Origin of the sequence: Chitinophaga alhagiae (assembly GCF_003568665.1) — a bacterium.
Lineage (GTDB): Bacteria > Bacteroidota > Bacteroidia > Chitinophagales > Chitinophagaceae > Chitinophaga > Chitinophaga alhagiae.
On sequence record NZ_QXMH01000002.1, the window covers coordinates 405,667 to 428,328 of the forward strand.

Consider the following 22,662-nt stretch of genomic DNA (forward strand, 5'->3'; position numbering starts at 1 on the left):
TACTATTCGAAAAACCGTTTAATTATTCGCTTACACGGGTACGCGCCCGAAAACTCAACCAAAAGTATTACATATGATTACGCAAAAACCTTCGTGGTGCATCCCATTACGGATGGGAGGTGTCATGCTCATGCTGTTCCTTTTAACAGCGCCCGGGCAATTATGGGCGCAGCAACAAAAAACGGTAACCGGCACCGTGCGTGAGCAGCCGGGAGGCACGCCCATGCCGGGTGTGCGGGTAATGGTAAAAGGCACCGCCCGGGGCGCCAATACCAACGAGCAGGGAAAATATACCCTTTCCGTGCAGGAGGGGGCCGTGCTGGAATTTTCCTTTATAGGCTACCGCAAAGAGGAACGCCCGGTGGCTGGTAAAACCATTGTAGACGTGAGCCTGGAGAAAGAAGATGTAACGCTGAGCAATGTAGTGGTAATAGGCTATGGCGCTGTAAAGAAACAAGACCTCACCGGTTCCGTGAGCCAGGTAAAAATGAAGGAACTGACCAAAGCCCCGGTTGCTTCCTTTACAGATGCGCTGGCCGGCCGCGTGGCCGGGGTACAGGTATCTTCTAACGACGGCCAGCCCGGCGGCGTGCCCAACATTGTGATACGCGGCGCCAACTCCCTTACGCAAAGCAATGCGCCGCTGTATGTGATAGACGGATTCCCGGTAGAGAACCCTGAAAATGCGGCCATCAACCCGGAGGAGATAGAGTCTATGAATATTCTGAAAGACGCTTCCGCTACCGCCATCTATGGCTCCAGGGCGGCCAACGGCGTAGTGGTGATCGAAACCAAAAGAGGTAAGACCGGTAAACCCGCTATTACATTCAACACATCCTACGGTTTCCAGGAAGTGCCCAAAACCATGGAGATGATGAGCCCGTACGAGTTTATCAAATACCAGTACGAGCGGCGCCCGGATATTACGGCGGAAAAATATTTCACAGATGGTAAAACGCTGGAATCTTACCGCAACACACCGGCCATCAACTGGCAGAACGAAGTGCTGCGCAAAGGCCCCATGAGCATCAGCAACATTGCTATCCGGGGGGGCAGCGATGTTACCCGGTATGCTATCAGCGGATCGTTGTACGATCAGAAAGGGGTAGTGATCAATACTGATTTCAAACGCTACCAGGCACGTTTTACGCTAGACCAGGACATTGGCAAAAAGCTGAAAGTAGGCCTTACCGCCAACTACAGCCGCCTCAAAACGTTCGGGCAGCCCGTGGCGTCCAACCCCGGCTCCAGTTCTATTTCCACGTACCTCTGGTTCAGGGTATGGGCTTACCGCCCGCTTTCGGGAGATGAGGTGAGCCTTACTGATGAAATAGCCGATCCGGAAAACATCACCCCGTCAGACATCCGCATGAACCCCCTGATCACCGTGCAGAACGACTTCACAAGAGACCTGTCTACCGTCTTTTCCGGCAACGCATACCTCAGCTACAGCATTACAGATAACCTGGTACTGCGCCTGAGCGGTATTGCCAACGGGGAGTTCAGGAAGTCAGAACGGTATTACAACAGCAAGACCCCGCAAGGCAGCCCCCTGAACCCCAACAACCTGCGGGGCGTTAACGGCAGCGTGGGCAATTCGGAGATCAATATCTGGAGCAGCGAAAATACGCTCACCTATAACAAGACCTTTAACGAACATCACAGCCTCACGGCCGTAGGTGGTTTTTCCGCACAGGAAACAAGGGTGGCCACCAACGGCTACGCCGCGCAAAACCTGCCTAATGAAAACCTGGGCATCAGCGGCATGGACGAAGGGGTGCCTTACACCGGCACGGCCACGTCCGAAGGCAACACGCTCATGTCTTTTTTTGGCCGTATTAACTATAACTACCGCTCCAGGTACCTGCTTACCGCCACCTTCCGGGGAGACGGCTCATCCAAGTTTGCGCCGGAGCGCCGCTGGGGGTATTTCCCTTCCGCCGCTATTGCCTGGAACATGCAGGAAGAAAGTTTCCTGCAGCCGCTGAAAGCGGTGTCAAACGCCAAGCTCCGCCTCAGCTATGGTATTACGGGCAACAACCGGGTGGGCAACTTTGAATGGTTTGACCGCCTTACGCAAAGCATACAAGGGTATTCTTTCAACAACGGCACGCCTTCTTCCACCATTAACCCGGCCAACATTGCCAATAAAGACCTGCGCTGGGAACGTACGGCGCAGTTGAACCTGGGGTATGACCTGGGCCTGTTCCGCAACCGGATAGAATTTACGGTAGACCTCTACCGCAAAATCACCAACGACCTCCTGCTGCGGGCAGACCTGCCGCCCAGCACCGGTTTTGGTACGGCTTTCAAGAACATTGGCCGCCTGAAGAACGAGGGCATTGAGCTGAGCCTGAACACCGTCAACATTTCGAAAGGTGATTTTACATGGCAAAGCAATTTCAACATCAGCTTCAATAAAAACACCATTCTTGAATTGACGGAAGGGCAGCAGTTCCTGCAAAACGCCGTGTCATTTGAATCACAATTTTCTTCCCCGCTATACCTGTCTGCCATAGGCCAGCCTGCCGGCATGTTTTTCGGGTACCTGTTTGATGGCGTGTACCAGTACGCGGATTTTGACAGCCCGGCGCCGGGTGTATATGTATTGAAAAAAGAACTGCCGGCCAACGGCACAGGCAGAACGGCCATTCAGCCGGGAGATGTCAAGTATAAAGACATCAACGGGGACGGGCTGGTGAACAGTCTTGACATGGTAGTGATGGGCCGCGGGCAGCCTATTCATGCCGGCGGTTTTATGAACAACTTTTCGTACAAGGGCATAACGCTGAGCGCATTTTTGCAATGGTCTTACGGCAACCAGATCTATAACGCCAACCGCCTTACGTTTGAAGGCAACAGCAACGGCCGGCATGAAATGAACCAGTTTGCCAGTTATGTGAACCGCTGGTCGCCGGAAAACCAGACCAATGCAAATTACCGTACCAACGGTCACGGGCCCATAGGGTACCACTCTTCCCGCGTGCTGGAAGATGGGTCTTACCTGCGGTTGAAAACGGTGTCTCTTTCATACAGCCTGCCGGCACGGTACATCCGGAGGCTGAGCATGAGCAACCTGACCTTCAGCATATCCGCGCAGAATTTATTGACCTGGACGAAGTATTCCGGCATGGACCCCGAGGTATCTGCCCGCAACTCCGTGCTCACACCGGGTTTTGACTTCTCCGCCTATCCGCGGGCCCGTACCCTGATGTTTGGACTGAACGCCAATTTCTAAACCATTAAACTGAACCGGCATGAAAAAGTTATGTAGTTTGCTGGCCATAATAGCCGTAACGGCCGGCGCCTGTAAAGATTTCCTGGACGTAAAGCCGTCTGACTTTCTTTCTTCTTCCAATTATTACACTACTCCCGCCGAGCTGGAAACGGCTCTTACCGGGGTGTACAACATACTCTCGCACTCCGCGCTCTACCGGGGCGGCGTGGTTTATCTCAACGGTTTTGAGGGAGATGAGGCTTACATCAACCGTTCCACCCTCATCAACTATCCCTTCACGTTCGATTACACGGCCACCAATCCCACCATCGAAAATTTCTGGTTTGCCTGCTACACCGGCATTAACCGGGCCAATACGCTGTTGCAGAACGTAGATAAAAATACGGCGCTGGACCAGGCCCTCCGGGACAAGGTGCGTGGGCAGGCCCTTTTCCTGAGAGGCTATTACCTGTTTTTGCTGGCGCAGAACTTTGGCGGGGTGCCCATTTTCGTAGCGCCAACCGCCTCTGTGGAAAGTACGGACGCCAAACGGGCCACGCTCAAGGAAACCTATGACCAGGTGCTGGCAGACATGGAAAAGGCCGAGCCGCTGGTAGAAGAGGTTACCATTGCCAAAAGCAGCAGGGTCAACAAATCTGCCGTAAGAGGCCTGCTGGCGCGGGTGTGCCTGAATATGGCAGGGCAGCCGCTGAATGATCAAAGCAAATATGAAGCCGCCAGGAAGTGGGCAAAGATGGTGATAGACGATGGTTCCCACTCGCTGAACCCTTCCTATGCGGACATATTCATCAAAATAGCACGGGACGAGTATGATATTAGGGAATGCATCTGGGAGGCCGAGTTTTGGGGCAACGGGATGGACGCGTACTCCATGGCGGGCAATAACGCACGCATCAACGGGCCGGCTTCCTCCAATCCCAATACCGGTACCTGCCCGGCGTACATCAACATTACCGGCAAATTCTATAATGCTTTTGAAGCGGGAGACCTGCGCAAGCCGTGGAGCATTCCCAACTTCAAATACCTGGCCACCGGCCCCCGCGGTGCCAAAACCTACGAAGCGCCGCCTACGCCTACCAACGTTTACCTGGTAAACACCGGCAAGTACCGGCGGGAATATGAAACGCTGACGCCGCAGAACATCAACAGCAGCCCGCAGAACTGGCCGCTGCTTCGTTTTGCCGACGTGCTGCTGATGTATGCCGAAGCGGTGAACGCCATCAGCGGCCCTACTGCGGAGGCGGTAGGCGCCGTTAACCTGGTGCGGCGCAGGGCCTGGTCCAAGGGGATCAAGGCAGTGACCATTACCAGTGGCGGCGCGGGTTACACCAGCGCGCCCACGGTGAGCTTCAGCGCGGGCAGTGATGCGCAGGCTACCGCCGTGATCGCGGCCGGGAAAGTGACCGGTATCACCTTTGCGCCGGATGCGGTGGTAGGGGCTTTGACGGGCAGCTATACATCGGCGCCCGCCATTACCTTCAGCGGCGGGGGAGGCAGCGGCGCCGCGGCTACCGCTGCTATTTACACCGAGGCAGATGCGGATGTGCCCGCCGCGGCCACAGCTACCAAAGAAAGTTTTTTGCAGTTCATTCAACAGGAGCGGCTGAGAGAGCTGAATACGGAAGGGCTGCGGAAGCACGACCTTATCCGCTGGGGCATATTTGTGCCCGCCATGCATGAAGTGGCTAACATGATACAGCAAGACGTAGGCGCCCCGTCTTACCTGCAGCGCTTCCTGAGCGTAGCGGAACGGCACAACCTCTGGCCCATTCCAGCAAAGGAAATGACGTTGAACAGGCAAATGGTGCAAAACCCGGGATGGGAATAAACCAGTTGCTCACGCTTAAAAAAATTATGTATGAAACTCAGTCATCTTGTTATTCTCGGCGGCTTACTGCTGCATATGGCCTGCAAAAAAGACCTTGACCTCAATGGCGGCACGCCTGACTTTGAGGTAGTATCAACTACCGGCACTTTTAAACGCGGTGAGCCGGTAGTGTTCAAATTTGCGGGGAATGCGGATAATATTTCCTTTTACTCCGGTGAGCCGCAGAAAGATTATGCTTTCCGCAGCGGCAGAACAGAAGCGGCTACCGGCGGCCTGCTGGCCTTCACGTCTGCCGTAACAGGCGGCGCGCAGGCAGGCCAGTTCTCCGTACTGGCCTCTTCAGACTTCAGTGGTAACTATACAGACCTTACCGCGGTAAAAGCCGCTACGTGGACGGATATTACCGCCCGTTTCAAGCTCGGCTCCACCGCCACCTTTGCCGCTTCAGGCAACAAAGACGTAACAGACCTGCTGGCAGCCGGAAAGCCCCTGTACGTGGCCTTCCGGTACATCACCCAACCGCAGCAGCAAAACGGCGCGGCCCGTACCTGGATGGTGCAGGGATATGCTTTCCAGGGCATTACCGCGCTGGGCAATTTAACAGGCGCCGATATGTTTACAGGCGCTTTCCGGCTGGTCACCTCCAACCCGGCCACCGCACCCGCCCGCTCTGCCGTAAGCACCAGCCGCCTCACCCTGCTGGCTAACGAGTTCACGGCAGATAACGACCCGCTTACAGAAAACTGGGCCATCAGCGCGCCGGTAACCTGGGAGCAGCTAAACCTGGGGCCTGACAGGCCCGTGGGCATCAAAGGCGGTACGGCCGCGCGGCTGGAGAGTTATGCGCACACCTACGCAAACCCTGGTACCTACAAGGCTACCTTTGTAGCATCTAACGTGAATATAGACCAGCGCAGCGAAGTAGTGAGGGAAGTAACAGTTACGGTCCAGTAGCAATAATAGCAGGTGCATGCCTGCCCGTTTAACCTGGCTGTATACCAGCTGAAAAGGGCTGGCCATAGTTTGGCCAGCCCTTTTTACAGCAACAGGTGATGTGTTAGAATGTTTGGTAAATGAAGTTGTAATAAGGGAATGTTCCCCCGGTAATGCCGTTCTGGTAAATGGAAGTGATCTGGAACTTTACGATGGTAGTGCCGCTTTTCAGCAACAGTGTTCTGCCGCTTACGGGTTCTACCGTATGGCCTATCCAGTGGTAGATATACCAGCCCTTGCCGTTGGCATAGGCCGCCACGGGGCCGGGTGCGGGGCCGGTTACCTGGTCCATGCCAATGATATTGGGTACGCCGCTGGGGTGCGTACCGGGGTTGGTGGCCGTAGCCCAGTCTGCCGCAGTTACCGAAGCAAAGCTCTTGTTGATGAATTTCAGGGAATCGGCGGAAGTGATGTCGCCGGTGGCAACGCCGGTCATTTTTATTTCGTACGTGGCGGGCGTACCGGCGTTGTTTTCGGAAAAGCGCCAGTAAAAGTTGCCGTCTGCCGGTTGCCCGCTGCCGGGGCTATAGGCCTGTTTGAAATTTTTTACGGTATATACGTTGCCGTTCCGGTATACTTTGCCGCCGGCCACTACGCCGGGGCCGGTAATGTCCGAACTGTCCCCGTCGGCAATAATAACGGACAGGCGGGCGCTGTTGTCTCTCAACAGGGGGCTTTCAGGGGATGCAACGTCGTGTTGCTTGGAGCAGGCTGCCAGCAGCAGGGTGGCCAGCGCAAATGCGGATAGTGTTTTTGTGATATGTTTCATAAAAAACGGGTTAAATAAATGAAGGGTTATATACCTGTTGCGGTAATATTTTCAGGATCATTCTGTAATAGTGATTTTTGCCGATCCGCTCACCGGCACATATACTTTTTGTGGTTTGCTCCATGACCAGAACCCCATAAAATCAGTGGTGCGCAGGTTAATGAACATGCCGTCTGCCTCATAACCGTCCAGCTGGTACACGCCGGCGGGAAAGCTGGCAGGTACGCGGTAGGTGGCCGTGGTGGCGGTAAAGCTCACCAGCTCAAGAGTGCCTATTTCCCGCTCCGCCCATTCCGGCGTATAGCCGTACACCCGCGCTTCTTTCATTTCAAGAAAGCCGGTACCGGTAAACGTAATGGTATTGCCGCGCTTTACGGTAAGGGGCGTGTTCAGCGGGTCTGCCTCCGGCCTTTTATCGCTGGGGTACAGTATCGCAAAGCGGTATTCTTCGGAAATAAAACTTTGTGTGCCGCTGGTTATTTTGATGCGGTAGGCGCCCTGTTTTACATCGTCCGTATCCGGCACCTTGATCTCCATGATATTTCCTTTGTACGGGTTGGTACTGAAGCTGAGAGAAAGGTCTTTTTCCCTGCCGCTGCTGTCAATAATGTAAAATTTGGTAAGGGCCGCGTCCCGCGCCAGGTAGAGAATGCCATTGTCAGTAGACACCTCTATGGTACCGCCTTTCGTTGTTGACAGGTTGATATTCCGCACTATGATGGGAGGCTGGTTGACCGCTACTTTCAGGAAGTAGGTTTTGGCAGAGCCGTTTTGCGCTTTTACGGTAAAGCTGGTACCGGTTTTGAAATCTACCGCGGTGCCCGGCGCAGGGGTTACTTCCGCGTTTTCCGAAATGGTAATGGCCGGTGTAACGGTGGCAGGCATAGGGATGTAGGACGGCCAGTACACAATGATACTGTCTCCGCTGATGGCGCCGTTAATTGTTTCCGCCGCAGTTGTTTCAATGCTGAAACTTTGGATGCTGTTGTAAGGGAAAGGGGCCGTTTCCGTTTCTTTTTTACAGGCAACGGTCATCGCCAGCAGGCATAGTACTACGAATGTTTTATGGTTGAGCATATTATCTTGAATTACTGAAGTTTGGTAATACGGATGGGATACTGCATGGTAGCAGATTTCCCGTAAACATATACCCGCACTTTATACAGGCCCGCAGCGGGCAGTGCGGTAACTATCGGGGGGTAAGGCTCGTTGAATTTTGCGATGGAAATATTCAGCTTGGTAAGGTCATTGTTGGTAGAAAGACCAACGGCCAGCGGGGGATATTCCTTGCCCGCTTCATCTACCAGCACCACCTCCATCAGGTCATGGTTTTCATGAAATCCCGTGCCTCTGACGGTAAAGCTGATGCTGGAAAAACCCGGCTTCATGTCAAGCGTGTACTCACTGATGTCTGTTGCGCTGGCGCTCAGCTCTTCCAGTGTAACAGGGGGCTGCTGTACTTCTAATTTCAGTGTGTAGGTACGGGTTTTCCCGTTGGCTGCCGTAACGATATATTTTATAGGCTCCTTTTTCCGGAATACGCTCAGGAGGTCTTCAATGAGTGTGCCGCTGGCAGGCTGTATGGTAGCGCCCGCGGTTACTTTTATTTCAGGCTCCAGCGTTACCAGCTGCCGGTAAACGGGCAGGTATACGGTGATGGTGCTGTCTTTTTCATTGATCGCCCCCTGAATGGGATCTCCCTGCACGTTCACGATCTTGTATTCCAGTATCTGCGCCGGGTATTCTTCCGGCGGTGCTACAATTTCTGTTTTGGTACAGGCTGAAAAAGCGAGGGCCGATGCACAACAGGCTATGGCGGCTGCAAGTCGTAGATATTGTTTCATTGTTTTATTGGCTGACTTATTTGATATCAAGGTTTTTACTGCCATCCATCTGTATGGCGTAGGAGAAGGTGACAAAGCCGGGCTTGTCATCGCGGGTGGGATTGGCCGGCCCGTTTTTGTACAGGCTTTCTATGATCACTTTGGCGTAGTGCCCTTTGTGTGTTTTGACAATCATCACCCTTGGCATGGAATACACAATGTGCGCTTTCTTGGGATTGCCGGGAAAGAGGCTGCCATAAAAATCATAGTGCCCCCAGCCGTCAAATTCGCTCTGGAAATGGTCTAGCGCAATATCCCTGGTGAGGAAACGGTTGTCTTCCACGGGTACTGTTTTTACCGCGTCAAACGCGGATTGCCAGAGAGGTTGGGGAATGGGCAGGGTGTGCGGTTTGAAGTTGAGCGTATCATAATACTGCGCGTCAAACTTCCTGTCTACCACCAGGTAGAGCAGGGCCTTACCCGGGCCGCCAAAGGCGGGGGAGCCGGCGGCGGCGCCGTTGTTGGGATATACGCTGCTGTTGTAAATACCATAGAACACAATGTCCCAGTTGCCGGTTTGCCGCTGTGAGGCGGGTACTACGCGGTTTTCTTCAAGGCTGTAGTAAAGGGATACGGCATCACCTGCAGAAGTGGCGTTGGTATCCGCCACCAGGTTTACAATACGGTACACGCCCGTTTTAACGCTGTTGCCGTTGCCCGGCTCCGGTTCCGGGGCGGGATCATTGTCTTTTGAACAGGCGGCCAGCAGCACTGCTCCGCAAACCAGCAGCCAGGCCCTGCGCCATTCTTTTTGCATATACATCATTGTTAATTGGTTTTTAGATCGCGGCTGCCGTTCTCCTGCACAAAGTATTTGAACGTGAGGTAAGGGGCGGGCCAGAAAAGATCGGTCACTACCGGCGGGTTGCCTTTATAAATGTTCAGCAACGCCAGTTTGGCAAAGCGGCCGTTGGCTGTTTTTACAATAAATGTTCTGTTTTTGACGGGCACGGCAATGTGGTTGTTCAGGGAGTAGAAATACCAGCCATAACCGCTGCCGCTGTCCCAGCCCACACCGGCCACGCCTTTTTGCTCAAATTCTTCGTCTGATGGAGCGGTATGCACCTGGTCATACGGTGCTTCCACTATCAATATTCTGCCCACGCCGGGCCCGCCATAACCGGGCGTACCGGCTACGCTGCCGTTGTTGGTCACTACGTAGGAATTGTATTCTTTGGTGAAGGCTAGGTCCCAGTCTGTATTCTTCAGGTACTGTGCGGAGTCTGCCGCCGTTTTGATAATGCGGGTTTGCCGGGTGCTGAAGCTGAAGGTAACGCCATAAAAAGGCCGCTTTTCTTTACCGTCAACACCGGTGCCCATGGAGGCCAGCGTATCTCCCGGCATATCTGAAATAGTGGTACTTTTAGTATCCTGCGGGGCGGGCGGCGCATCGTCTTTACTGCAGGCCGCAAAAGTAGCGGCACTTAAAAGATATATGAATGCACGTTTTATCATGGTGCAAAGTTGCGCACATGAGTCAACCAGTTAGGGAAAAGAAGCTACCTGTGAGGGAATTTTCAAACAGGAATTTTCCGTTTGGGTAAACAGAATTTCCGGAATAGGCAAATGACATTTGTATGACAGTAGTAATTTTGAGCTGCAAATTAAAACAGATCACTTATGAACAAACATTTTGTAGCCATTAACTACATTCAATGCAATGCGGATTACCAGGAAAGGTTTGAGCAATTGTTTGCGAGCCGCGCCGGGGCCATAGATAAAATGCCGGGTTTTGTGAACATGCATGTGCTGCGCCCGGCAAAGCAGGGAGATGCCTACCTGATTGTCAGCTATTGGGAAAACGAACAGTCCTTTAAAGACTGGACCCGCTCGGAGGCTTTTATGGCCGGGCACAAGCGCGGGTTTGAAGATATAGCGAAAGCCAAGGCGGAGGGAAAACCTGCACCCATGAGCAGTGATTTCAAAATATACCAGATAATCAGCGAATGATGGAAACAACTACCAGGCAAAAAGTAGTCAAATGGCTCAAAAAACTGGGCTTTTGGGGATTCATATTCTTCCTGGTGAAAGGGCTGTTGTGGCTGGCCGCCATTTACTGGCTGGCAAAATAATATCCGGAACGGTAAGGCGATATTCGCTTTACCGTTTCATAATGCCCGGCGCAAAGCCGAAATGTTTTTTGAACGCCCTGGTGAAATGGGCGGTGTGTTTGTAACCCGAGAGGTAAGCTACTTCTGATACGTTTTTTCCCTGTGCCAGCAATTCCCGCGCGTGCGTCATTTTTATTCCCTGCAGGTACCCGTATACGGTAGTGCCGAACACCAGCTTGAAATGGCTTTTCAGGTACGCGTCGTTAGTGCCTACCTGGTGGGCCAGGTCTATGAGCGTACAGGGGCTGTTCATGTTGCTGATAATAATATCGCGTGCCAGGTACATGCGTTCCACATCTCCTTTTTTTAAAGTACGCGCGTTGGCATCCTGCCGTATGCCCAGTATCTGCTCATATTGTTTTAGCTGGATGGCCAGCAGCTCCATGGTTTTAGCCTTGAGGTAGAGCTGCTTGTAACGGCCGTCTAGCGGGCAGTTCAGCATGTCGTATAAAATAGTGCTGATGCCGGCCTGCAAAGGAAGGTGATCTTTGCTGAGAGAGGCCGGCGCATTGTGGGCCATGCTCTGGTGGAACATGGCATACAAGGGGTGCTCCTCCGGCAGAAAGTTGAGCGTCAGCTCCGGGCTGATGCCCAGCTCAAAGGTTTCCAGCGGCTCATTGGCATGCCAGTTCAGGTGTATTTCCTGCTGCGGGAAAAACAGGTAATTGTATTGCTGCTTTTCGAATGATACCAGCATTTTATGCCCTGCGTCTATATGGTAGCTCTTGTTGCCGCTGATGGTATAGCTTAATTGCAGGAAAGGCTGCTGGTTGGCGATCACCACCTTGCCGTCCTGGCTGGAACGTACATTGTAGTAACCCATGTGTATGCCTTCCGGGCTGGATACTTCATATAAATACCCCTGGTGCCCCTGTGAGGCGAGCGTCTTTTTCTTTTCTCTAAGACTGCTCCATCCGTGAATATCAAATGCACAGGATTCGTATAGCCGGGCTTGATCTGGTGGGAGTGCAGACAAGGGTAATGAAGTTTTAGCGATTAATGCAACAATATTAAATGATTTAACCTGTTAACGATACTGCCGGGCGTATTGTAAAAATAGTGTCACGCTGCAAACCCTTTGTCATGCTGCATTTGACAGTACTTTTTTTCCGTATATGGTAAATAATTTTCCCTCATCGATCATTGGAAGGGCATGTGGCGGCGGTATTTTTTCTCCATTTCTGGTAACTGATTTTCCCGGGCAGCACTGTTTATTGCCGCAATTTTGTAGCCGCATGAAAATAGTGACACGTATCTCTCTATACCTGCTTGGCCTTTTTGCCGTGCATGCCGCACAGGCGCAACATGTGCTGAGGGGTGTGGTGCAAAGCAGGGGGGCGGGCGTGGCGGCTGCTACCGTAACGGCGTACAATGGGCAGTACCGCCATACGGTGCAAACCAGTTTGTCTGGACATTTTGTGATGCGCCTGCCTGCCGGCAGTTTCACCGTAACAGTCAGCTGCATCGGTTTTGCTGCCGCAGACAGCAGCGTACATATCGGCCAGTCCCCGCCGCCCCTGCTTTCTATAGAGCTGCGGGCAGTAGAACAGGGCCTTGCCGGAATAACGGTAACGGGCACACGTTACGCTAAGGAAGATGACCTGGTAGACATTAAGAAAATAGCCAGCCCGGTAGCCGTCATAGATAAAAAGCAGATCAGCGCCATGGGCAGCAGGCGGCTGGATGAGGTGCTGCGCGAACAAACCGGCATGGCCGTGGTCAATGACCTTGGAGCGGGCAACCGGAGCATTGGCCTGCAGATGCAGGGCTTTGGCTCGGAGCATATACTGATACTGCTCAACGGCCAGCCTATGACCGGGCGCTTCAACGGCAACTTTGACCTTTCCCGCATCAGCGTGTCGGATATTGAAAGGATAGAGATCATCAAAGGCGCCAGCAGCAGCCTGTATGGCAGTGAGGCATTGGGCGGGGTGGTGAATATCATTACCCGGCAGCGTTTTACCGCTACCCGTGGCGCCGCCAGCCTGTTGTACGGCACTTACAATACGCTGGATGCGGGTGTTGAAGGAGAAACAGGTTTCCGGCGGGAGCGGGGAGGCGCCTATGTGGCGGCCAACATGTACCGTACAGATGGTTTTAATGCCAACACCGCCTACCTGAAGAACGGCCAAACATCACCACCCTATCACAGTTACAATTTGCAAGGCCGGTTAGTGCATAGTGTGGGCAGGGCCAGCACACTTCATACCAGCCTGCGTTTTGGCAACCGCAATTCCGTGATGACCAGGTCTTACGGCGCGCAGCCATTCCGTGACAAGCTGCGGGAAACAGACCTGAACGGTTCCCTGGTGTTGAACAGCCGCTTCAGCAGCGGCTGGCAGCTGCTATTGCGCTACTATTTCACGCAGTATGCCACAGATCAGGCCGTACGGGTGGTAGAGACCGGGCATACCTTGCAGCATAACGAGTTTTCCCAGTTCATTCACCGCCTGGAGGCGCAAACGGAAAAGAAATATTTCAGTGACCGCCTTACGCTTACCGGCGGCGCGGGCGGTGAATACCAGCAGATGAGCAATACGCTGGCCGAAGGCCGCAACAGCATGACCAATTATTTTATCTACGCGCAGGCCAACTACACGCCCGTACAACCGCTGACAATCATTGCCGGCGGGCGGTACGATGGGAATACCGTATATGGCGGGCGCCTCAACCCCAGTTTGGGGCTGCGGTACAGGGCGCTGCCATGGCTGGCCCTCAATGCCTCGCTGGGGCAGGGGTACAAGGCGCCCACCTATGCGCAGCTGTACCAGGTATTCACTAATATCACGCAAGGGTATACGGTCATCGGCGCCAACAATTTTGCGGAAAAGGCCGCGGCCATGCAGCATGCGGGGCTGATCCAGCAAATATGGCCCAACGCCGGGCAGCTGGGAAACCTGCGGCCGGAGGTCTCCACATCTTATAATGCAGGCATTCAGGTTACCGCTGCCGGCCGTATAACAATAGGCGTTAATGGCTTTTACAACAGTATTTCCGATCTCATCAATACGGAACAGGTAGGCATTATGAAGAACGGCCAGCAGCTTTTTTCCTATTTCAATATTGCCCGTACTTACACCCGTGGTGTGGAAACCAGTCTGAAGTACCATATTTTCAAGGGCCTTCAGCTTACCGCCGGTTACCAGTACCTGCAAGCTAAAAGCCGGGATGTGGAAGATGCCATTAAAACCGGCAGCGGCGCCTACGGGCTGGTACGTACGGAAAGCGGCATCCGCCCCGCCCGCCCGTCAGACTACTTCGGGTTGCCCAACCGCAGCCGCCATATGGCCAACCTGCAGCTGTTGTATGAACATGCGCCCTGGGGGCTTACCGTGTCTGCCCGCGGCAGCTACCGCGGCAAATATGGCTTTCTGGACATGGATAATAACGGGTATATTGATACCTACGATGTATTTGTCAAAGCCTATACGCTGGTGAACATTGCGGTACAGAAGGAACTGCTGGCGCGGAAACTGCTGCTGCGGCTTTCTGTAGACAACATCGGGAACTACACGGATTATCTCATGCCCTCCCAGCCGGGCCGCGTATTGATGGCCGGCTTTACCTGGCGGTTTGCCAAAAAGGAAAAATTGCCACAGTAACTTGTTTTTCACGGTATTTAACATAACTTTGCGCTCTCAAATGATTTGGAAAATTCAGGAAAACACTGGATTTTTACCATGAAAATTGAGTGTAACTGATTTATAATCAGTGAATATTGCCTGATAGTATAACGGTAGTACGACAGACTCTGACTCTGTTTGTCTTGGTTCGAATCCAGGTCAGGCAACCCCGGTAAAACGCTGCAATGCTGAATTGCAGCGTTTTTTTATTCGATAGGGCCAGCGGTAAGTTGGTAACTTAACGTGTTGATAATCATAGTTATAATAATGGTTTTAATTTGGCATGGAACTGGCCGGCCGCCTGCTTGTCGCCTTGTTATCGGCTTGGTACCTGGGGCTTATCGGCTTCTTATCGCCTTGTTATCGGCTTGAAACCGGCTTCTCCGGTGTCTTGAACACCGGTTCATTTTACAACCCACCCCAACCACCCCGCAAACCTCATTTCCCAAATCTTTTGTACTTTTCTTGGCATGGTCCCTGTAAAAAGAGCACTCCTGGCACTCTGTTTTGTCCTTTCCTGCCCGCTGGCAAAAGCAGCGGATGGCCCGCTGTGGCTGCGTTATCCCTCCATTTCGCCAGACGGCAGGAGCATCGCCTTCACCTACCGGGGAAACCTCTACAAGGTATCTTCCTCCGGCGGCACGGCCGTACCCCTTACCATGAATGGCGCCAATAACAGCATGCCCGTGTGGAGTGACAACGGGCGGTCTATCGCCTTTGCGGGCAACCAGGCCGGTAATTTCGATGTATACATCATACCCGCCGAGGGAGGGGAGGCCAAACGGCTCACCTGGCATTCTGCAGATGAATTTCCGTATGATTTTTCGCCCGGCGGCGGCAACGTGATATTTGGCGCCGTCCGGCTGGATGACCCCGCCAACCGCCAGTTCCCTTCGGATGCCTTACAGGAATTGTACGAAGTGCCGGCAGCAGGCGGCCGGGTGCGCCAACTGCTTACCACGCCCGCGGAAGATGCTAAAGTGAGTGCTGATGGGCGTTTTATTGTTTATCACGACCGCAAGGGACGGGAGAACATCTGGCGCAAGCACCAGGTATCTGCCATTGCCCGGGATATATGGATCTATGACAGTCATAACAAGACCCACCGCAAGGTCAGCGCTTTTGGCGGTGAAGACAGAAGTCCCGTTTGGGCCGGTCCCGGTCACATCTTTTATCTCAGCGAACAGGCCGGCAGCTTTAACGTTTTCCGTACGTCCACCCGGGAAAACAGCATCCCGGAGCAGGTTACTTTCATGAAGGAGCACCCGGTCCGTTTTCTGAGCATGGCGGGTAACGGCATGCTCTGTTTCGGCTACAACGGGGAAATTTATGTGAAACCGCAGCACGGGGAGGCCGTTAAGGTAACCGTAAACATTGCCGCGGCGGCAAAACAGGAGGAGGAAAAACGTTTCCCTTTCCCGGACGTTACTGAACTGGCGCTTTCTCCTTCCGGGAAAGAAATAGCCTTTATTATGCGCGGAGAAGTATTTGCCGGCAGTGTGGAGGGGAATATGATCAAACGTATTACCCAAACACCGGGTGCGGAAGCGGGGTTGAGTTTTTCGCCAGACGGGCAGGCGCTGCTGTACGCCGGTGAACGCAATGGCCGCTGGAACATCTACCGCTCCGCGCTGGTAAACCGTGCAGAACGCTTTTTCTTCAATGCCACCGCCCTGGAAGAAACACCGGTGATGGCCAATGAGCATGAAAATTACCAGCCCCGGTTTTCTCCTGACGGCAAAGAGATCGCTTTTGTGGAAAACAGGGCCACGCTGAAAATATTCAACATGGCCAGCCGGCAAACCCGCACCGTTATAGGCCCGGACCAGTTGTACAGCCGTAACGACCACGATCAGTATTTTGAATGGAGCCCTGACGGGCGCTGGCTGCTGGTGAAATACAATGAACAGGGCAGCGGTAACGATGAAGTAGGCATCATTGCCGCATCGGGAAAAGAGAAACTGGTAAACCTCACGCGCAGTGGTTACAGCGATGTTAATCCGCGCTGGATGATGAACGGCAGGATGATGATCTGGCAAACCGACCGCAACGGGCTGCACAGCTATGCCAACAGCAGCACCCGGCAGAATGATGTTTACGCGCTGTTCTTTGACCGCGGGCTCTGGCAATATTTTAACCTGGACAAGCAGGAGGCGGCCCTGCAAAAAGAGCTGCGGAAAAATGATCACGAAGAAGAAAGTGGTATAGACTGGGATGGCCTGGAGCTGCGCAAGGCAAGGCTTACCACGCACCCGGCGCTCCTGGGCAGCGCGCTCATCAGCAAAGACGGGGAAACGCTCTATTACCTGGCCCGTTTTGAAAAAAAATACGATCTCTGGGCCTGCCACCTGCGTACCAGGGAAACGAAGCTCCTGCTGGCGCTCAATATAGATGATGCTTTTATGCAGTGGGACAAGGAGAAAAAATACATGTATGCGCTGGCAGACGGCAAGGTGCTCCGCATAGACCCCGCCGCTGGAAAAAAAGAATACCTGGCCTTTAGCGGAAACATCACCATCAACACCGCCCTGGAAAGAAAGGAAATGTTTGAGCATGTATGGCGCAGAACAAAGGAAACCTTCTATACCGCCGGTATGCACGGCGCCAGGTGGGACGCGCTGAAAACGAACTATGAGCAATTTCTGCCGGATATAAACAACAACTATGATTTTGCCGAAATGCTGAACGAGCTGCTGGGCGAGCTGAACGTAAGCCATACGGGAGCCAGCTTTAACGGTAATGATAAGGATGGGGATGTTACCGCGTCACTGGGAGCCTTCTACGATCTTTCCTTTAAAGGCCCGGGCATGGCGGTGAAAGAAGTAATGCAGGGCGGCCCGCTGGATGACCCTGCTTTCGGCATCCGCCCCAGTACCATCATTGAAGCGGTAGACGGGGAGCCCGTAACCCCTGATAAAGATTTTGCCTTTTACCTGAACAGGAAGGCCGGCAAAAAGATCTCCCTCCTGCTCCGCACCGGTAAAGAGGCCCGGCAGGTGCAGGTGAAGCCCGTAACGCCTGAGAAAGAATTTGACCTGCTGTATGAACGCTGGGTGAAACGGAACGAAGCGGAAACAGAGAAATTGAGCAACGGGGAATTGGGCTATGTTCACCTGTACCGTATGAATGACGGCGCCTACCGCCATACTTACGAAGAAGCGCTGGGCAAGTTCCCCGGCCGCAAGGGGTTGGTAGTAGACACGCGGTTCAACAGGGGAGGAGACCTGGCTTCGGAGCTGATCATGTTCCTGAGCGGTACCAGGGTCCGCAATAATACAACAGACCGGTTCCTGGTGTCTAGCGAACCGGCCTTCCGCTGGACGAAGCCTTCCATTGTGCTGGCCTGTGAGGCGAATTACAGCGATGGCCACTGTTTTGTGCATGATTACCAGGTACTCAAAATGGGCAAGCTGGTCGGCATGCCGGTGCCGGGCAGCTGCACGTGGATGACAGGCCACTCCCTGCAAGACAACACCCTGCGCTTCAGCGTGCCTACGCTGGGCGTAAAAGACCTGGCAGGCCGTTACCTCGAAAATTCCGAAACGCAGCCGGATGTGCAGGTAATGAACAGCTACGATAAAGTGGCCACCGGCCGCGACCAGCAGCTGGAAACCGCCATACAGACATTGATGAAAGATCTGCAACATTGACAGGGGACGAAAACAATATCACCTATTGGGAAGGGATGCGGAAAGGGAACAAACAGGCCCTTTTTGATCTCTATAACAGCACCTATTTCCACCTGGTGCGCTTTGGCCTGAAGCTCACCGCGAATGATGAACTGGTGAAAGACTCCGTTACCCAGTTGTTTCTCCAGTTGTGGGAAAAACGCCATCGTCTCCAGCCTGTTACCCAGGTAAGGGCTTACCTTTTTACGTCCCTCCGCAGAATGCTGGCAGACCAGCTGGAATATCACGCCAAAATAGAGAACGCCATAGAGCGCATGGGCCGGCAGGAAACGGCCAGCGAGCTGCCTTATGAAGAGATCATTGTGCGGGTGCAGCAGGACGAGGAGTTGAAGCGCAGGCTGTACCATGCCATGCAGCAGCTTACCCCGCGGCAAAAAGAACTGATAGACCTCATGTTCTTTGAAGGGTATACCTACCAGCAAATTGCGGCCCACACCTCCCAGAGCGTGAAAACCGTGTACAATACCATGTACAATGCCATCAAGCTGCTGCGGGAGCTGCTGAAATGAACAGGTTTACAGCTTTGCTATCTTAATATTAGTGATATATATTCCCAGGTGCTTACTGCTATGGTTTGTGATGTTTTCAAAGTAGAACGATGTAAGCACGGCGCCATCGGGCAGTTCATTAAATCCTGGAATTGCTTTGCCGTACTTGTCCAGCGCCTCGATCTCTTTACCATCTATAAATGCTCTTACTTTCTTCCCTTCTTTGGTGATGGTGAAATGTACCTTGCTTTTTTTGTTGCTGAAGTCGTTGTTGTACTGAAGCATGTCGGCATTCCGCACAGCGCTGTTCATGCCTGTATAGGTAGTTTTAAGGCGGGTGTAGCCTGTGGGGTTCTGGCTGAATTTCGTATTCCCGGCTTTAACATCCAGGTCTATAAATATTTGTTTTTGTGCATCTTTATAGTCGCCGCCGGGCGTCAGGATTTTATTATGGATCCGTAACAAAAGGGCGCCTCCGGTATTTTCCGTAAAATCTTTGTTAGTAGCCGCATCAAATTCCATGCTGAAATTTTGGGGCAGAGGTTTGTTCTTGTAATCCGGCATTGCCCTGAACTGCTCCAGCTTTAGCCATTTGCCGGATTCTCCCGGTGGTACGGCAACAACAGAGGGCGCTCCCACACTGGATACATACCATTCTTGTGGTTTTTCGCCTATGCTATTACCGGAGAAATCCTCAAAAAAATAGATATTGGCAGCAAGCTGTTTAGTAACTGCCGGTTTGCTTTCTTTCTTCTTTTTGTAAGCAGCCAGATGCGTTTTTTGCAGGTCTTCATGTAGAATAGCGTAAGGCTGGTTCTTGATACTTTCAGGCCTGAAAAAATAATCGAACACATAATCAAAGTTGAAATGGGTGGTCATGCTGCGGTGTATTTCCCTTTCGTAAGGCATGTAATTCAAGTCAGTCGGCTTCCAGCTGATGCAGACCCACAATGGCTGGTCCTGTTTGCTTTTTTGCAGTATGCCATCTTCATAGGTATATATGCCGTAGATGTTTCTGTGAAGCCGTTTTGCATCTTCCGTATCAAAAATATCATTGTACGTTTTGAAGGTACTCACCCAAATGCCATTCGGGTCCCTTAATTCAGCGGGTATGTTTAATGCTCCACGGTATTTGTTTCTCAATTTCTGGATATTTGCTATACAGTGCAGCAAGGTCTCGCTATCAACACGGTTCCCCATTTTTTGCTGATGCTCTGCCGTCATGGCCTGCTCACACATATCCAGCACCTCGCCCCGGGTGAGTTGGCGGATAGGCAGTTTGTTATTGGGCGCCAGGTAAACCGCTACCCGTGGCTGGCAACCATCACCGTCACAGCCATAATATTGAATGATGTATTTCCCGATCTGCGGATGGTTTTCCAGTTTGAGCTGCCTTACCAGTTGGTTCCTGCGTTCGCTGCTGCCCGCAAATGCCTTTTCAATATCAGGAGAACGCCTTGTGAACACGGCCCTGCCGGGGATGGTAAGCATGGGAACAGGCTCGGCATCTATGATGTAATTGGTAAGCAGATAGATAGGGTTTTCAGAGTGAGGCTGCTTTATTGCTTTAGTGCCTGCGTTGTCCCACATAGCACGCCACATGGCTGCATTAATGCCCGTACCGTAAGGCTGTGTTTCATCTTTTTTGTTAGGTTCGGCCACGGCATACGAAAAATCCAGGGCCCCCACGGGGATATAGCTTTTTTGCAGCCACTGGGCAAACAGCTCGGGATGCTTTAGCTGTGCCGGCGTGAAAGCCCTTGTGTAGCTGGAAACTTTCAATGCAGGAACAGCCTTCCAGGAAAAGATACTGTCCTCTAACTGGGCATCTTTGCTGCGTTGGGCAACGGTGCTCGTTGCCGCAAGCAGCAGGCAGAATATGGTTGTTGTTTTTTTCATTGCATAAGGATTTTATGAATATCAACCGGTTGTTAATACACAAATATGCCCCAGGCATAAGTGCCGCTGTTGTTGGTATGGCTTACCCCGTTTTTCCAGTACCTGGCCTGAATGCCGGAATTGACATTTCCGCTGTACCCTGCCACATACACATCCTCCTGGTCAGTTACAAAAAGGGAGGAGGTCTGCTCATCAATGCTGCCGTTCGAAAGAGTGGTCAGTATTGTATTGTTTTTCCATATCCTGGCTACATTAATGCCTTGCACGTTTTCGTATGCAGCCACATAAACATGGCCGTTTTTAACCGCTACCCCGGTAGCGTAACTATTGTTGGTTGATGGGCCCAATAGTGTTGCGGCCCCGTTTTTCCATACGGTAGCTATATACTTGCCACCACTTGCCGCATCGAACTGCTGGTAGCCCGCTACATATACATCGTTGCCTGATACAGAAATTGAATTGGCCACAGACCGTATTGTACCGCCCGTCTGTGATAATATTACCTCGCTGCCGTTTTTCCAATACCTGGCCCTTTCCATTGGCTCGTTCATATTGCCGGAAACATACACATCATTGCCGGAAACAAAAATGGCGCTGGCGGTTGCGTACCTGGCGCCATCTGTAAGGTGATGCGCGGCGCCGTTTACCCAGTACTTTGCCTGCCGCTGCCCGGTTGTTTCCTGAGAACCGGAAACGTACACATTATTGCCGGCAATCACTATACCGCTGGCAAAGGCATGTTTTGTTCCGTCTGACAGGTTAACGGCTTGCCCGTCTTTCCAGTACTTTGCCACATACACACCACTTGCATTGTGTTCTTCTCCGGCTATATATACTCCGGTCTCATTTACAAAAACACTTTTGGCAAACGCATGCCGGCCGCTGGCCGACAAGTACGCAATGTCCGAGTTTTTCCAGTACAAAGCCCTATTTGGATTGCCCTGCAACTGCACGGCCACATATACATCGGGCGTCAAAGGAGTAGTAGCGGTTGTGAAGGTTCTTTCATCGCCATATGCTGTTCCTGCACTGTTGGTGGCATACGCCCGAACGTAGTAGCGCTTGCCGGGAGTTAAGCCTGTTATTGTGCTGCTGAACTGCCCGGTGCCGGCGCCGTCATTGGTTTTGGTGGTTAAGTTTGTTGCGGGGCTTGCGGCGGTGCTCCATACAATTCCTCTGGCAGTAATGGCGGTTCCTCCATCAGTGGTGATACTGCCGCCCGAAACAGCGTTATTTTCAGTGACCCGGGAAATGGCTGCTGTAGAAACGCCCTGTGGAATTTTTGGAGGGGTTGGCGCTACGTCACCATCCGGACGGCAACATGTCAGCCATACAAGGAAAGGTATAAGAGATAAAAGCAGTTTTTTCATTTCATAAGATTTAAAGAAGCATGTTGATTCAATGATTATAGAACGGATTGCCGCCAATGAAAACCAGTTCGCTGGTGGCGGTAACCTTCTCGTCAAACACGCCGGTAAAGGCTTTGGTAACTTTTCTGCCGCCGGAATAGTTGAGTGTCAGCGTAAAGTCTTTTATTTCATAGGTACCACTGCCGGGTGCTCTTTGAGGGTCCTGGTAGGGCATGGAAAAATTGGTAACAAATATGCCCATATCATTAAACGTACCGGTAGCGGTAAATTCGATCATGGGTTGAGGATCGTTGGGGCCGTAAGGATAGTTGGCAATGGTGGACCAGTTGAGTATGGTATTGTATTTTCCCGAGAGTTTTACGCCATCTACCGGGGAGCACTTATACAGATGGTTCGTATAACCAACTTTTTCCAGTTTCGTTTCACTTACTTTTTTTACCTGGATAGTTTCATACTGATTGGTAAACGTTCCTGCGTTGCCGTTCATAGTGAATGTTCCCCAGGTACCTCCGGTTTGGTCCCTGGAAAAATTCAGGAACCTTTCGCTTGGAAGCTGATTGAAATAGTCTTTGCTGGGCAATACGATCTTCCAATCCAGATTTGCCCAGTTGCCGGTAGCGCCGGTCTTTAACCCCATCCATATTTCAAAAGGTGGCTTATGGCTGTCAGTATTGTCTGGTGCAGGATCGGTTTTGTAACATGAAACAAGCGAGATGAACAAAATGGCGGCTAACATTAAATAATTTTTCATTTTTTAGTTTTAAAGATTAA

The 22,662-nt window shown here is 52.2% G+C and carries 17 protein-coding genes and 1 tRNA gene; 9 read left to right on the forward strand and 9 right to left on the reverse strand.

Annotated elements, in window-relative coordinates; all coding sequences use genetic code 11:
• The first annotated feature begins 73 nt into the window (after positions 1 to 73).
• Genes D3A97_RS12625 through D3A97_RS12635 form a run of 3 tightly spaced genes read left to right on the forward strand, consistent with a single transcriptional unit; the run spans position 74 to position 6,020 of the window.
• Positions 74 to 3,238: a SusC/RagA family TonB-linked outer membrane protein gene (locus D3A97_RS12625; RefSeq protein WP_232825953.1), complete on the forward strand. Its 3,165-nt coding sequence runs from the start codon at positions 74 to 76 to the stop codon at positions 3,236 to 3,238.
• A gap of 19 nt (positions 3,239 to 3,257) precedes the next feature.
• On the forward strand, positions 3,258 to 5,066 hold the full coding sequence (locus D3A97_RS12630) for a RagB/SusD family nutrient uptake outer membrane protein (RefSeq protein WP_119078855.1): 1,809 nt from the start codon (positions 3,258 to 3,260) through the stop codon (positions 5,064 to 5,066).
• 30 nt (positions 5,067 to 5,096) lie between these two features.
• Positions 5,097 to 6,020, forward strand: coding sequence for a DUF5017 domain-containing protein (locus tag D3A97_RS12635; RefSeq protein WP_119078856.1), 924 nt, complete (start codon positions 5,097 to 5,099; stop codon positions 6,018 to 6,020).
• 103 nt (positions 6,021 to 6,123) lie between these two features.
• On the opposite strand, the gene D3A97_RS12640 is transcribed toward D3A97_RS12635, so the two are convergent.
• From D3A97_RS12640 to D3A97_RS12660, 5 genes are read right to left on the reverse strand one after another with little or no spacing between them, the layout of a single operon-like run.
• Positions 6,124 to 6,828 carry a hypothetical protein gene (locus tag D3A97_RS12640; RefSeq protein ID WP_119078857.1) on the reverse strand — a complete coding sequence of 235 codons (705 nt, stop codon included), beginning with the start codon at positions 6,826 to 6,828 and terminating at the stop codon, positions 6,124 to 6,126.
• Positions 6,829 to 6,885: 57 nt separating this feature from the next.
• Positions 6,886 to 7,905, reverse strand: a complete 1,020-nt coding sequence (locus D3A97_RS12645; RefSeq protein WP_119078858.1) for an SGBP N-terminal domain-containing protein — start codon at positions 7,903 to 7,905, stop codon at positions 6,886 to 6,888.
• Between the two features lie 11 nt (positions 7,906 to 7,916).
• The gene (locus D3A97_RS12650; protein WP_157986515.1) at positions 7,917 to 8,672 is read right to left on the reverse strand and encodes an SGBP N-terminal domain-containing protein; all 756 of its coding nucleotides are present in this window, start codon (positions 8,670 to 8,672) and stop codon (positions 7,917 to 7,919) included.
• A 16-nt stretch (positions 8,673 to 8,688) separates the two neighbouring features.
• The gene (locus tag D3A97_RS12655) at positions 8,689 to 9,468 is read right to left on the reverse strand and encodes an HmuY family protein (RefSeq protein WP_198673974.1); all 780 of its coding nucleotides are present in this window, start codon (positions 9,466 to 9,468) and stop codon (positions 8,689 to 8,691) included.
• Positions 9,469 to 9,479: 11 nt separating this feature from the next.
• Positions 9,480 to 10,166, reverse strand: coding sequence for an HmuY family protein (locus D3A97_RS12660; protein ID WP_119078861.1), 687 nt, complete (start codon positions 10,164 to 10,166; stop codon positions 9,480 to 9,482).
• 165 nt (positions 10,167 to 10,331) lie between these two features.
• On the opposite strand from D3A97_RS12660, the gene D3A97_RS12665 reads away from it, so the two are divergent.
• Complete coding sequence (locus D3A97_RS12665) at positions 10,332 to 10,661, forward strand: antibiotic biosynthesis monooxygenase family protein (RefSeq protein ID WP_119078862.1); 330 nt, start codon at positions 10,332 to 10,334, stop codon at positions 10,659 to 10,661.
• Positions 10,661 to 10,783 (forward strand): alanyl-tRNA synthetase, encoded by a 123-nt coding sequence (locus D3A97_RS12670; RefSeq protein WP_119079550.1) that lies wholly within the window; start codon positions 10,661 to 10,663, stop codon positions 10,781 to 10,783. The genes D3A97_RS12665 and D3A97_RS12670 overlap by 1 nt, the downstream gene beginning before the upstream one ends.
• Before the next feature lie 28 nt (positions 10,784 to 10,811).
• On the opposite strand, the gene D3A97_RS12675 is transcribed toward D3A97_RS12670, so the two are convergent.
• On the reverse strand, positions 10,812 to 11,798 hold the full coding sequence (locus D3A97_RS12675) for a helix-turn-helix transcriptional regulator (RefSeq protein WP_157986516.1): 987 nt from the start codon (positions 11,796 to 11,798) through the stop codon (positions 10,812 to 10,814).
• 259 nt (positions 11,799 to 12,057) lie between these two features.
• Between D3A97_RS12675 and D3A97_RS12680 the strand changes: the two genes are divergently transcribed.
• The 4 genes from D3A97_RS12680 (at position 12,058) to D3A97_RS12695 (ending at position 18,643) form a co-directional block, all read left to right on the forward strand.
• Positions 12,058 to 14,424, forward strand: coding sequence for a TonB-dependent receptor (locus D3A97_RS12680; RefSeq protein WP_198673976.1), 2,367 nt, complete (start codon positions 12,058 to 12,060; stop codon positions 14,422 to 14,424).
• A 117-nt stretch (positions 14,425 to 14,541) separates the two neighbouring features.
• Positions 14,542 to 14,612: transfer RNA gene (locus tag D3A97_RS12685), tRNA-Gln, on the forward strand.
• Between the two features lie 303 nt (positions 14,613 to 14,915).
• Positions 14,916 to 18,095, forward strand: a complete 3,180-nt coding sequence (locus tag D3A97_RS12690) for a S41 family peptidase (RefSeq protein ID WP_119078865.1) — start codon at positions 14,916 to 14,918, stop codon at positions 18,093 to 18,095.
• Positions 18,092 to 18,643 (forward strand): RNA polymerase sigma factor, encoded by a 552-nt coding sequence (locus tag D3A97_RS12695; RefSeq protein WP_119078866.1) that lies wholly within the window; start codon positions 18,092 to 18,094, stop codon positions 18,641 to 18,643. The genes D3A97_RS12690 and D3A97_RS12695 overlap by 4 nt, the downstream gene beginning before the upstream one ends.
• A 6-nt stretch (positions 18,644 to 18,649) precedes the next feature.
• Here D3A97_RS12695 and D3A97_RS12700 read toward each other — a convergent pair whose 3' ends face one another.
• The 3 genes from D3A97_RS12700 to D3A97_RS12710 are packed head-to-tail and all read right to left on the reverse strand — an operon-like array spanning position 18,650 to position 22,642.
• Positions 18,650 to 20,521, reverse strand: coding sequence for a hypothetical protein (locus D3A97_RS12700; RefSeq protein WP_119078867.1), 1,872 nt, complete (start codon positions 20,519 to 20,521; stop codon positions 18,650 to 18,652).
• A gap of 32 nt (positions 20,522 to 20,553) precedes the next feature.
• On the reverse strand, positions 20,554 to 21,891 hold the full coding sequence (locus D3A97_RS12705) for a hypothetical protein (protein WP_157986517.1): 1,338 nt from the start codon (positions 21,889 to 21,891) through the stop codon (positions 20,554 to 20,556).
• Between the two features lie 28 nt (positions 21,892 to 21,919).
• A complete protein-coding gene (locus D3A97_RS12710; RefSeq protein ID WP_157986518.1) occupies positions 21,920 to 22,642 on the reverse strand; it encodes a hypothetical protein in 723 nt (240 codons plus the stop codon).
• Positions 22,643 to 22,662: the final 20 nt, after the last annotated feature.